Origin of the sequence: Microcoleus sp. LAD1_D3 (assembly GCF_036702135.1) — a bacterium.
GTDB lineage: Bacteria > Cyanobacteriota > Cyanobacteriia > Cyanobacteriales > Microcoleaceae > Microcoleus.
The window spans coordinates 109,927-122,849 of the sequence record NZ_JAUBSB010000012.1 but is presented as its reverse complement, the minus strand read 5'-3'; the positions used below and the strand labels follow the sequence as shown (position 1 = coordinate 122,849).

11 protein-coding genes are annotated in these 12,923 nt (G+C 44.5%); 5 read left to right on the top strand and 6 right to left on the bottom strand.

What is annotated here, in order from left to right; genetic code table 11:
- Nucleotides 1-67: 67 nt before the first annotated feature.
- Both QUA74_RS09810 and csaB read right to left on the bottom strand, forming a co-directional pair.
- A complete protein-coding gene (locus QUA74_RS09810; RefSeq protein WP_333327500.1) occupies nt 68-778 on the bottom strand; it encodes a Uma2 family endonuclease in 711 nt (236 codons plus the stop codon).
- A gap of 22 nt (nt 779-800) precedes the next feature.
- Complete coding sequence (gene csaB, locus QUA74_RS09805) at nt 801-1,838, bottom strand: polysaccharide pyruvyl transferase CsaB (protein ID WP_333327497.1); 1,038 nt, start codon at nt 1,836-1,838, stop codon at nt 801-803.
- 272 nt (nt 1,839-2,110) lie between these two features.
- On the opposite strand from csaB, the gene QUA74_RS09800 reads away from it, so the two are divergent.
- The 3 genes from QUA74_RS09800 to QUA74_RS09790 all read left to right on the top strand — a co-directional run bounded on the left by QUA74_RS09800 (nt 2,111) and on the right by QUA74_RS09790 (nt 6,878).
- Complete coding sequence (locus QUA74_RS09800) at nt 2,111-2,425, top strand: DUF2499 domain-containing protein (protein ID WP_333327494.1); 315 nt, start codon at nt 2,111-2,113, stop codon at nt 2,423-2,425.
- A 16-nt stretch (nt 2,426-2,441) separates the two neighbouring features.
- Nucleotides 2,442-2,861: a lysozyme inhibitor LprI family protein gene (locus QUA74_RS09795; RefSeq protein ID WP_333327493.1), complete on the top strand. Its 420-nt coding sequence runs from the start codon at nt 2,442-2,444 to the stop codon at nt 2,859-2,861.
- Between the two features lie 189 nt (nt 2,862-3,050).
- Entirely contained in the window at nt 3,051-6,878 is a 3,828-nt protein-coding gene (locus QUA74_RS09790; RefSeq protein ID WP_333327490.1) for a DNA polymerase III subunit alpha, read from the top strand.
- 42 nt (nt 6,879-6,920) lie between these two features.
- Here QUA74_RS09790 and QUA74_RS09785 read toward each other — a convergent pair whose 3' ends face one another.
- Nucleotides 6,921-7,220, bottom strand: coding sequence for a DUF3593 domain-containing protein (locus QUA74_RS09785; protein WP_333327487.1), 300 nt, complete (start codon nt 7,218-7,220; stop codon nt 6,921-6,923).
- A 297-nt stretch (nt 7,221-7,517) separates the two neighbouring features.
- Nucleotides 7,518-8,168 (bottom strand): ATP-binding protein, encoded by a 651-nt coding sequence (locus QUA74_RS09780; protein ID WP_333327484.1) that lies wholly within the window; start codon nt 8,166-8,168, stop codon nt 7,518-7,520.
- 170 nt (nt 8,169-8,338) lie between these two features.
- Here QUA74_RS09780 and QUA74_RS09775 point away from each other — a divergent pair, with 170 nt between their 5' ends.
- Entirely contained in the window at nt 8,339-8,548 is a 210-nt protein-coding gene (locus tag QUA74_RS09775; RefSeq protein ID WP_333327482.1) for a hypothetical protein, read from the top strand.
- 205 nt (nt 8,549-8,753) lie between these two features.
- Nucleotides 8,754-9,497 (top strand): pentapeptide repeat-containing protein, encoded by a 744-nt coding sequence (locus QUA74_RS09770; protein WP_333327479.1) that lies wholly within the window; start codon nt 8,754-8,756, stop codon nt 9,495-9,497.
- Between the two features lie 108 nt (nt 9,498-9,605).
- Here the strand turns inward: QUA74_RS09770 and QUA74_RS09765 are convergent, their stop codons facing one another.
- On the bottom strand, nt 9,606-10,592 hold the full coding sequence (locus tag QUA74_RS09765) for an alpha/beta fold hydrolase (RefSeq protein WP_333327477.1): 987 nt from the start codon (nt 10,590-10,592) through the stop codon (nt 9,606-9,608).
- A gap of 118 nt (nt 10,593-10,710) precedes the next feature.
- Nucleotides 10,711-12,171, bottom strand: a complete 1,461-nt coding sequence (gatA, locus tag QUA74_RS09760) for an Asp-tRNA(Asn)/Glu-tRNA(Gln) amidotransferase subunit GatA (protein ID WP_333327474.1) — start codon at nt 12,169-12,171, stop codon at nt 10,711-10,713.
- Nucleotides 12,172-12,923 lie beyond the last annotated feature (752 nt).

The following is a 12,923-nucleotide window of genomic DNA, read 5'->3' as shown; positions in this document are numbered from 1 at the left end:
CAATACTTTTTAATTAATGAGCAATCTTAAATTGCAGAGGGACAACTTTAAATTGCTCATTATTGCATTAGGCTTCTGGTTCCATGCCTGCTACTCTTAATTGGGCGGCTAGTCGATCGCCCCGCTGCCTTTCCCTTTCCACCATCTCTGCTCCCCACAATAACATCTCGCCGCTTTCATCCCACCACCGCAACCAATATCCGGTTCTTTCGGCCTTTGTTCCCTGCCAAACACCCAGAAATAACCCAACTCCTTCAATCCAATAACGACCGTTTAAATCAGGTTGCTGTATTTGATAATCTCCTGACGAATCCAACTTGTAGACTTCTAACACTCCAGCGGCTGGCTCAAAAAGTGCATAGATTGGTACTCGCAATACTTGTCTATAAAAAAACCATTTCCCCGGTGGATAAGTTGGCTTGTTAGAATATTCATCGTAGGAAGTAGCTGACAATAACTCCATGACGAAGACCGGAATTTCGCCTTCTAAGTTTGGAGTGTAACTGCGGCGAATTTCTTGAGGAGAAAGCGGCTGTACGTTGCGAGCATAAAACAAATCGGGAGCTTTGATAACTAGCTTATTATCTAAGGTGGCACAAATCCCCATATTAGGGGCAACTAATGTTCCCTCCAAAATTAGCCCCGCGATTTCTAAGATTTCTCGCAAGGCGGCAGCGAGTAAGGGCTGGTCGATATTTTGCAGAGGTTGCTCCTCTAAAATGAAATCATCTGGCAATTTTTCCCAGGTAATTTTTAAGTCGGCTGTACTGACTGTCATTGTATTTCACCTCTCAATGAGATTACTGGAGCGCGGCTCGCAATACTTCGCGATGAAAGAGCGATCGCTCTACTATAAATTTTATCCTGTCTGGCGATAAGGCGTCGCCGTTAGCATAGTGTTCGATCCAGGTTTTGCTGATTAAATAAGGATCGTCTGGCAATTCTGATAATAAGTATCCCGGCATTTCTAGCTCTTCCATTAACTGGCTGACTTTGGGATCGTAGCTGAGGGCAAAACAGCGACATTCTTCGGATGCTGCCATAATTAAACTGTGGTAGCGCATCCCGATCGCCATTTCGACTCCCCGGAACACTCCTTTCAACTTTCTGGGGTCGTCTAAACTGAGGATGCAGCTTCTTTTCGGCAGGGCTTCGTGCAAATGTTGGGCAATTTCTAAGTCGTGAGACGCTTGAAAAGGCAGCAGCAAAATTAAGGTGCGAGTTGCTTTTTGAAAGTCAACTAAAGCTTGAGTTAAGATTGACAAACGGGCGGGAGTTAGTGTAGAGTGAGAACGCAAACAAACAGCCACTCTGGGCGCAGGTAAATCCCACAAACCCGACACGGGAGAATTCTCCAAAGCCCACACGGGATCGGGCGCTAAAGTAAAGGGAATTTGCCAATCTGCAAGTAAAGTAGCTGAACCTTTATCCCGGACGCTGACGGCGGTGCATCCAGCAAAACAGCGCTGAGATAATTTGCGAGTCATTTCACGCTTCAAAGGGCCAATTCCCTGGGCCCAAGCAACAGTTTTTAAGCCCATCTGCTGCGCTAATCCCATTAAACCCCCATAATAGAAAGGGCTCACAATGCTAGTAGCGTCTTGGATTAAACTACCGCCGCCCCAGATTAGGGCGTCGGAGGTGCGGAGTGCTTCGAGAACTTGAAAGGCATTCATGCGATCGCGCGCAGCTACCCCGTACCGCTGATTTGTCTCGACAGGATTGCCAGACAGGACGATCGGCGTCACCTCATCTGGTAACATTTGCAGTAGCGATGCCAACAGCGCCTCGTCGCCGCCGTTGCCTTTACCGTAATAGCCGCACAAAATTGCTCGCATTTCTACTCTTTTCTTTGTTTGTGATGGGGAATCTAACTATTTTAGATTTTGGATTTTAGATTTTTTTGAGATTTGAAATTTGATAATACTACTACCCAAAAAAATGCTACTCTCAGCAAGCTTCAACGCTTTACGTCATCAGTCAGGTCAAATCGCAAATCTAATAAAATCTCAAATCGCTAATCTCAAATTGTATGACGCATCATACTTTAATATGACAGTTGCGTAAGTCCCGATCGATAAATCTTTCATCTTCGTTCAAAATACAAAAAATGCACGCTTTGTCAATTCCCACCTGGATTATTCACGTCTCTAGCGTCGTCGAGTGGATTGCCGCCATCTGGTTAATTTGGACTTACGGCGAAGTCACTCAAAACCGAGCTTGGTGGGCCCTTTCCGCCGGAATGCTGCCCGCTCTCGTCAGTGCTATGTGTGCCTGTACATGGCACTATTTTGACAACTCTCCCGCCCTAGAATGGATCGTTACCCTGCAAGCGGCGATGACTCTCTTCGGCAATTTTACTCTATGGGCGGCGGCTTGGTGGATTTGGCGATCGGTTCAGCCAGCAGAGAAAATTAAAGATTAAAAACAGGAGAAACTAAGTGAAAAATAGCACTATTGGGGTAAAATTTGCGGCAAGTTTGCTTTTGTTGACAGCGGGATTTTTGCTTCCCAGCCAAGCCAGTAACATTCCCGTACAAGTCGCCCAACAGCCTAACTGCAAAAGTCCTCAAACCACGGTAGAGATGAATGTCTGTTCCAGTCAAGAGTTTCAGGCAGCCGACCGAAAGCTCAATCAAGTCTATCAGCAACTGCAAGCAAAAATCAGCAGTAGACAAAAGCAGAGATTGACGGTGGCACAGCGTACTTGGATTAAATTTCGAGATGAAAATTGTGATTATGCAAAAGGACAGTTTGAAGGCGGTTCTTTGGCTGCTTCTACCTACGGTTATTGCAGGGCCAGAGTGACGCAAGAACGGATTAAAGATTTGGAAGGTTATTTGAAACAAGCAAATTTGTAAAAATTCGATCGCCAGGGAGAATAATTTACCCATTCCACCATTAATACCGCAACAACCTCATCTTTTGCACTTTTAGAAGCCCCAGCACAAACCAGCTCAAGAGTGATATAAAGCTTTGTTTTTTATTTTACCCTTTGACACGCCGATGGTGTAAAATCTAAATTCTCAAATCTTATATTTTAAATCCCTATGTCCTTTGTTGGTTTGCACATTCACAGCGATTATAGCTTACTAGATGGGGCTTCTCAGCTACAACAGCTCGCAGAACGGGCGGTGGAATTGGGGATGCCCGCGATCGCCCTTACAGACCACGGGGTGATGTACGGGGCGATCGAGCTAATCAAAGTTTGCCGAAATAAAAATATCAAGCCGATTATTGGCAATGAAATGTATGTCGTCAACGGCGACATAGAAGTAAAAGTTCGAGGTAGAAGAAAATACCATCAAGTTGTTTTAGCTAAAAATACCCAAGGTTATAAAAACCTCGTCAAACTAACCACAATTTCCCATTTAAAAGGAATGCCGGAAAGAGGTATTTTTGCCCGACCTTGCATCAACAAGGAACTGCTCAAACAATACTCCGAAGGTTTAATTGTCACCAGTGCTTGTTTGGGTGGGGAAGTTCCCCAAATGATTCTGCAAAACAAGCTAGATGCTGCCCGTGAAGTAGCCACATGGTATAAAGAAGTATTTGGGGAAGATTACTATATAGAAATTCAAGACCACGGTTCCCCAGAAGACCGAATGGTTAATGTTGAAATTGTCAAAATTGCCCGCGAACTCAACATTAAAATAATTGCCACCAATGATTCTCACTATATTTCCTGCAACGACGTAGAAGCACACGATGCTTTGCTGTGCATTAACACAAACAAACTGATTGAAGAAGACAAGCGGATGCGCTACAGCGGTACTGAATATCTTAAGTCTGCTATGGAGATGGCGCAACTGTTTCGAGACCATTTGGATGATGAAACAATCAAAGAGGCGATCGACACCACTTTAGAAGTCGCAAATAAAATAAAATCTTACGACATCATGGGGGAATCCCGCATTCCCAACTATCCAATTCCCCCAGAACACACGGCCGACACTTATGTCGAAGAAATATCATGGAAAGGACTCTTAGAACGCCTCAGAGCTAGAAGCCGCAATGAAATTCCCGCCGTATACAAAGAACGGCTGGAATACGAACTAAAAATGATTCAGCAGATGGGTTTTTCCACCTACTTTTTAGTAGTTTGGGACTACATGAAATATGCCAGGGACAACCACATTCCCGTAGGGCCAGGACGCGGTTCCGCCGCAGGTTCTTTAGTTGCCTACGTCTTAAAAATTACCAATATTGACCCCGTACATCACGGACTGCTATTCGAGCGATTCCTCAATCCCGAACGCAAATCAATGCCAGATATCGATAGCGATTTCTGCATAGAAAGACGGGACGATATGATTAAATACGTTACTGAAAAGTATGGCGAAGAGCGCGTAGCGCAAATTATTACTTTCAACAGAATGACATCAAAAGCTGTTTTGAAAGATGTTGCCAGAGTGTTAGGCATTCCCTACAAAAAAGCAGACGAGATGGCTAAATTAATTCCCGTATCGCGGGGAAAACCGGAAAAACTTAAAGTGATGATTTCCGGTGAAACACCTGCACAGGAATTTAAAGACAACTACGAAAATACAATTTGCATCAATGAAGAGACAGGTACAGAAGTCCCTGTTCGTCAGTGGATTGACATGGCAATTCGGATTGAAGGAACCAACAAAACCTTTGGTGTTCATGCGGCTGGTGTAGTGATTTCTTCAGACCCGCTAGATGAAATTGTACCGCTACAAAAGAATAACGACGGTGCTGTGATTACGCAGTATTATATGGAAGATTTGGAAGCACTAGGTCTTCTGAAAATGGATTTTTTGGGATTGAAAAATTTGACAACTCTCCAAAAAACTGTTGATTATATCAAGCAAACCCAAAATCTAATTGTTGATCCAGAAATGCTACCTTCTGATATTGAGCGAAGAGCTCAAGAGACTTTTGGCAGAATCAAAAAGTTACCGGATGATGTAGATAAAACTTATAGACTTTTAGAAAGGGGAGATTTAGAAGGTATTTTTCAGTTAGAATCCTCTGGAATGCTGGATGTAGTGAAAAAACTAAAACCTTCCTGTCTGGATGATATTTCTTCTATTTTGGCACTTTACCGACCCGGCCCGCTGGATGCAGGTTTGATTCCTCAGTTTATTGACTGCAAGCACGGTAAAACAGTTGAGTACGATCATCCCCTATTAGAGCCAATTTTAAAAGAGACTTACGGAACGCTGTGCTTTCAAGAGCAAATTATGCGGATGGCTCAAGATTTGGCGGGCTATTCTTTGGGTCAAGCTGACTTGCTGCGGCGCGCAATGGGCAAGAAGAAAGCTGATGAAATGCAGAAGCAAAAGGAAACGTTTATCGACGGGGCAACTAAGAATGGAGTTAGCCAAAGAATTGCTGAAAAGTTGTTCGCGCAGATGCTGCAATTCGCGGAATATTGTTTTAATAAATCCCATTCAATGGCTTATGCCTATATCACTTATCAAACTGCCTATTTAAAGGCAAATTATCCTCTAGAATACATGGCTGCACTGCTGACTGCTAACAGGGGCGATCAGGAGAAAGTACAGAAATATATTGCCAATTGTCTCAAGCTGGGTATTGATGTTGATCCCCCAGATGTTAATAGCTCTGAACTTACTTTTACACCGCTGCCTAAACAGATGACTGGATGTGCAAAAGATAAAATTTTGTTTGGGGTTTCGGCGGTAAAAAATGTGGGGGAGGGAGCAATTGAAAATATTTTGGCGGCGCGGCAGGAAGGGGGTAAGTTTAAATCGCTGGCTGATTTGTGCGATCGCGTAAATCTCCATTCTGTCAACCGCCGCGCTCTAGAAGCTTTAATTCAATGCGGTGCTTTTGACAAAATTGACACCAACCGTAATCAATTAATAAACGACCTGGAAGGGGTCATTAAATGGGCGCAAGACCGCAAAAGAGATCGAGAAAGTGGCCAAGGCAATCTATTTGATTTGTTGGGTACGAGCTTCGGAAAGTCGGCAAGTACCTATGACTCTGCTCCCAAATCAAAGCCTGTAAAAGATTTGGACAAACAGGATAAATTGCGTTTAGAAAAAGAATTGCTGGGCTTTTATGTATCAGAACATCCCCTCAAGTTTCTCCTGCAAGTAAACCCAGACCCCGATGTAGTGACTCTCGAACAGTTAGCAGATAAAAAGGGGAAAGTATCAGTTATTGTCATGCTCAGCGCTATCAAACTTGTAGTGACCAAAAAAGGCGATGCGATGGCAATTTTGCAATTAGAAGATTTGACACATCAAATAAAAGCTGTTGTGTTCCCCAAGGCTTACGAACAAGTCAAACCTTACATTGTAGAGAGTGCTATCTTACAGATTAGTGGAAAAATTGAGAAAGATGGGGAGGAAATTCAGATAATTGTAGACACTGCAAAGCCGGTTGAAACAGTACAGGTTACAGAGGAAATAGAGAGGGCGGAACCCGAAATAAACAACTCTTTGCCGGCGGAACCAGTCAACGTTGTACGATCGACAAAACCTGTGGAAGTTTTAGAAATGGTGATTGTTAAGCTGACACCGCAGCAAGTACAAGACGGGAAAAAACTTAATTCCCTGAAAGCTATTTTGCAAGAACTTTCCAATCGGGGACAAGATGCTAGCGTGTCGGTGGGGGGAATTGTTGTCGGTGAATATTCCTGTCAACCCCTTCGCATTAACCCTCAATTGTGGGTGCAAGATGGCGAGGGAACTGTTAGCCGTCTCAAGTCGGCTGGATTTGATGCTTGGGTTTTTCCTCTAGAGAATCGCGGGGATGCTGCGGTGTTTCGAGAAATGCGATCGCAACTTAATGTACATTCTTGGGCCAGTCGTTTACTTGACACTGACACCGATCGCATTCACCAGTATCTCAATTATCTCGCCCAATTAAACAGACGCTAGCTAAATGAAAGTTTCGCATTAATCCCAACTACCCTCTCAAGTTTATTCTGGCGAGGATTCTTTGGCTTTAATCACCGCTTCTCTAAAGCCTAAAACTAATAAAATATTGGCAATTGTTAAGAATACTTCTGCAGAACCGTGCAGCCAATCGACATTGGCTAGTGACTCGTTGTAAACAACTTTTGCGTAAATCGCGGCGGGAATCGTCACCGCCACAAAAACGAGAGTGCCGTAAAATCCCATCAGAGCTAAACGGGGTGTTTTTCCCGATCGAGTCAAAAACCAGAGAAATCCCAAGTAGGGAAATAAAGACAGAACAAATAAAGTTTCTTTGGAAATCATTAGTAATTGGTGAGCGACCAGATACTATGATAAATTAAAAGCTCAAAAATTAGTGTGAATAATTTTTAAATTTTGATGTTTAGTTTTTAATATTTAATTAGACAGATGCGTCCGTTTCTATCGAACTGCTATAGAGTCACTCAAGACCATAGCTCTTAAACTAAGCCGCAGCAGGTCGGCAGTATTCAAAACCCCTCACCCAAGCAGAGACAAAACCCGTAACTTTTCCCCTAACACCGTTTTTAGCATAACACATTTTTAACCGTGCCAGTCGGTTAATTGTCCCTCTCTCCAAAGCTACCCAGCAATTAGAAATAGAGACGGTGCCAAACCTTTCTGTCTGCTCGGCATCAAGCAAGCATCGTTCAAAACTTCTAAATCCAAGCCGTTATTTCTATCGGCTGCCAGAATTTCCTTCAGCTTAGCATCAAAATCAAAACACGGGCCGCAATCCCAAACTTTGAGTTCCAACCGTCCCTTAAATACCCTAATTTCCAGTTGAACAGGAGTTTCTACTGGCAGATTTTTGTGAGCGTGGCGAACTGCATTAGTGAAACCTTCAGCCAATGCCAACTGAAACTTCCACCAAACCTCATTGGGGAGCGATAAATCTTTCAACTGCTCAAACCACCAAAAAACTTGAGTTAAAGCATTCACATCTGTGTTGACTTGCAGGCTAAGATGTTGAACACAAGTTTCATGCAGCTCTTCTTCCTGCTCTGTTTCAGTCTGCCAATCCCAGGTGTTTAATAAATTCATTAACCCATCTAAAACGCTAGCCTTTTTTATATTTTGGGATCGATTGCGACCTTCTACTTCGTAAGTTTTGGTCAGCGACAAACAATTTCGATTGTCGAGAGTCCGGGTGTAACTGAGCTCGTCTGCAATCTGCCACATGAGTTTGATCCCCCTGCCGCCTTCTGCAAGTTGATCTATGCTGTTAGACATCTATTTTCCTCGTCTGAAAGTATTAGCTGTACCCAATTTTCCCACCCGCCGAGACACCCCGTATCTTTTTTATACTTGCTTGCTCGGTATTATTTCGGGGATCACACAAAAATGCTATCTTTTTTAGAGAAGGCAGCGCATCAGCAATATGTCTTAAGAGTCTAAGCCAATTGGCTTATTTACCTATCGCCTGTACGGAGAACGATCGCCCTGTGCAGCTAAATCCAACTGCATCGATTACAAATACTTATCCGCTGTCGGAGTCGGCCACTTGCCGCAGCCGTCGCAAGCTCCAGAATCCCTGGTATTCAGCGCCTCCGGCCGTTCGCTGTTCGCTGCAAGGAAGCCTTGATGTGCGGGCTTTCATCCCCACGGCGTAAGTAATATTCGTGAGGGCGATCGAACCTTACGCAGTCGAGTCGCGTCCATCCACTAGACTAGGACTTACGCAAAAAACCCAGTTTCTGCTTAGAATATTGGGTTTGACAGCGAGGAATTAACGAGGCAACCGGGTTTTTAGTCCCCCGCGCGTAAGTCCAGCAGACAAATCGATGATAAAAGGCAGTTACAGGACTTAGCCAGACTATGACCAAAATTAAACTGAAAATTCTGACTGCAACGATACTGCTACTTCCATTTTGCGTCGCACTTCCTTTACAAGCTCAAAATATGTCTCTAGTCAAGCGGCTGCTAGAAACCAGAGGATGTCCCGGATGCGACTTATTTGGCGCTTCCTTGAGCCGTGCAGATTTGTTTGGCGCTTCCTTGAGCCGCGCCACTCTCAGCAGGGCGGACTTAGTTGATGCCGACTTGACGGCGGCTGACTTAATGGAAGCTAATTTAAACAACGCCAACATGAAAAACGCCTTTTTGGCTGACGCCGACCTCAGCAAAGCCGACATGAGCAGGGCAGACATCAGGGGAGCAAACTTAGAAAATGCCAACCTCAGCGAGAGTTTTCTGCGAGGCGCATCCCTCCAGTTGGCTAACTTAAAATGCAGTAATTTGAGCGCCGCTAAACTAAATAGAACCGACCTGAGAAATGCTGATTTAAGCGGTGCAAATCTCACCGGTGCAGACCTCCAAGAAGCCGATTTAAGCGGTGCAAATCTCAGCGGTGCAGACCTGAGAAATGCCGACTTGAGGGATGCGAGATTGAACAAAGCTAATCTCACAGATGCCAATCTTTGCGGTGCCCGGATGCCAGACCAAAAAACATCTCGGCGAGGCTGCGAAGTTAAGAAAGAACAAGCTATAAGCACGAACAATTACTGTAATTACTGCTATGCCTTGAATGACTGGTGGCTTAATGTATTAAGGTTGTACTAAGCAGTATCATCGCGATAACTGCTCTGCTTTAGATATGTACTGTTACAAAAAAGTGCGAGCAGGCGGTACAGATATCCAACTTAACCTGTTACCGCCAATAGCTTTTATCTACTTTGAAGAACCTAAAAATTGGCTCAATATTTGCAGATATTCTGCGCCCCCGATATGTGCCACATTAGTGTGACCTCCATCAGGAACTATGTAAAGCTGTTTGGGCTCAGGTGCTGCCTCAAACAGTTTTTTGCTCATTTCGACTGGAACTACATTGTCAGCAGTCCCGTGAATAAAGAGCACGGGCATTTGCAGGCGATCGACTTTTGAAAGAGAATCAAACCGCTGTGTCAGCAAAAAATCGATCGGAAACATCCAAAACAAGCCTTTTTGGAACTCCACCATCGCCCGCGTCGAAGTAAAAGAGCCCTCTACAATTAACCCGGCCGCCTCCGGGTGACGCACGGCTAGATCGATCGCGATCGCGCCTCCCAAAGAATGACCATAGATATAAATTTGATTTGGGTTAATCCCGCGCTGTTTCACCAAATAATCCCAAGCAAGTTGAGCATCCTCATAAACCTGAGATTCACTCGGAAAATCGCCCTGGCTTTTTCCATAACCACGATAATCCATCACAAATACCGACAAACCTAATCGATGAAATCGATAAGCGTGTTCGACATTTGCTCCCACATTTGAAGCATTGCCGTGCAGGTACAAAACTACCCTCCCTAACCCCCCCTTGTTAAGGGCGGGAACCGCAGCGATGGCCCGTTTGTCACTGTGCGGCGTAGCCAGAAACGACTCCCCCTTTCTTGCTCCACCCCTTGCTAAGGGGGGGCTGGGGGGATTTTCCGAGGCAGGAATCCACCACCCGTGCACGCTGTCCACCGCGCCTGTTTTAGTTGGAATTGGCAGCCAGACATCTTGATATTTCAACTGAAACTCATCTGGCGTAGTTTCTATCGCCCGCGCCGGAAAAAAGATAAACTTACCTTGCGCTACAAATAGGAATACGCAAGCAGCAGAATAAGCAACGGCCAAAACTATCCCAAAAGCTATTAGCGATTTAGACAAAAGGAATACTAGCAACTTGTTCATAGATAGAGCACGCGGGAAATTAGAGATCGCTCAAAAGCTAATGGCAAATGATTAATTCAGACAATTAGCCAAGATCGATTACTAACTTCCGCCGCAGCATTCCGCCGAGTTTCAAAAATTAATCCAATTCCGGGTGGTGTAAGTGCCAATTCGTAGACTGTTCGTAAGCGTGAGCCACTTGAAACAACCGAGATTCTTGCAAAACATTACCAATCAGTTGTATACCCACGGGCAGTCCTTTATCATCAAATCCGCAGGGCAAACTCAAAGCTGGCAAACCAGCAAGATTCACGGGAATAGTCATCAAATCTGACAAATACATACTCAGGGGGTCATTGAATTTTTCGCCTGCCTTAAATGCGGTAGTAGGAGCTGTGGGACAGACTAAAACATCAACTTGAGAAAAAGCTTTTTCAAAGTCTTCTTTAATCAAAGTCCGAACTTTTTGAGCTTTTAGATAATAGGCATCGTAATATCCAGCCGACAATACGTAAGTGCCGATCGCAATCCGGCGTTTAACTTCCGCACCGAACCCTTGAGAGCGAGTTTTGGCATACATATCCAAAAGATTATCGGAGTCGGGAGACCGGAAACCGTACTTGACTCCATCATATCGCGCCAAATTTGCCGAAGCTTCCGAGGGAGCAATGATGTAGTAAGTGGGCAAACCGTAGCGGAAGCGGGGACAAGAAATGACTTGAATTTCTGCGCCCAATTGTTGAAATTGCTCGATCGCCTTAGTAACAGCGTCTTTAACCCCAGAGTCGAGCCCTACACCAAAAGTTTCTTTAATTACACCAATTCTAATCTGACCCTTCGGTCGCAAACTGGGTCTTAAAGCTTGAGCGTAGTCAGGAATTGGGACATTAAGACTCGTGGAATCTCTCGGATCGTAACCGGCGATCGCCCCCAACAAAATCGCCGAATCCTCAACAGTCCGGCCAAAGGGCCCGATTTGATCGAGAGAAGAAGCATAGGCCACCAAACCGTAGCGAGAAACCAACCCATAAGTGGGTTTCAGCCCCACCAACCCGCAAAAAGCAGCAGGTTGGCGGATTGAGCCCCCAGTATCCGAACCCAAACTCACGACGCATTCTCCAGCGGCCACTGCTGCGGCAGAACCGCCAGAAGACCCTCCGGGCACACGCTCCAAGTCCCAAGGATTCGCGGTAACTTGATAGGCAGAAGTTTCCGTCGAGCTCCCCATTGCAAACTCGTCCATATTCGCCTTACCCACAATCACCGCACCGGCTGCTTGGAGTTTGGAGACGACGGTTGCATCGTAGGGAGGCACAAAATTCTCCAAAATCCGAGAGGCGCAGGTTGTGGGAACGCCCTCGGTACACATATTATCTTTAACGGCGATCGGGATGCCGGCCAACAGGCCAATTTGCTCTCCGGCTGCGATTTGGGCATCCACTTTATGGGCCTGCGCCAATGCGCTGTCTGCCGTCACGCACAGAAAGCTTTTCAACTTCGGCTCTAGCTGGGTAATTCGGTCTAATGTTTCTTGAGTAATTTCCACAGCAGAGCGTTCTTTATTGACCAGTTGTCGGTGCAACTCGCGGATGGATGCCATGCTCGTACCTTTATCATTTCTACTTTGAGACAATACAGTTAATATAGCTGGCAATTGTACCTGCTTACAGCCCGAAGGCAAAGTCCGCTATTTTTGTGGCGAAAGTTCGAGCCTCAAAGAGGGCTCCGCTAACGCGCGATCGGTCATTTTAGATACAATAGATTAAGTTCCCAAAATTGCACCGGACAAAAAATAGCGATAGAGTTTTTTACCTAATCTTTTAACAAACCAAGAATGCAACTGTATCACGACTGATGCAAATAGTGGTTAGACGCGACATTTATATGAGTAAGGGGTAAGGTGTGCAATGCGGCCCCTACATAATTAGGTTCGGTGTCCAAGAATGTGTATGCACAATCACAATCATTAGGAAATTAGTCATTCCCAATTCTGTCATCTAAATTATAAAATATGAGAAGCCAGATTCTCTTCAACGCAACCCAGGATTTATGGTATAAAAAAAGGCATAAGAAATAAACTAATTCCTTATTGTGACTGCTTTGTTTTGGAAAGTTTTTCAGAAAATATTTTAATACTTTCTGACAAATAATTACCATTCTTGTTAGATATAATTTATTGTTAAAAACATATATTGAAGCATCTGAAGCTAATTTTGGACGAGATTACTCGTCTCCTGACTATTTAGAAAAAAATAAACTGAAAATAGAAAATTATGATAAAGAAAATATTAGACTAGGGCTGCACCTTCCCTAATAATTATAACCCGATTATGAAGCTCACTTTTTTAGTCA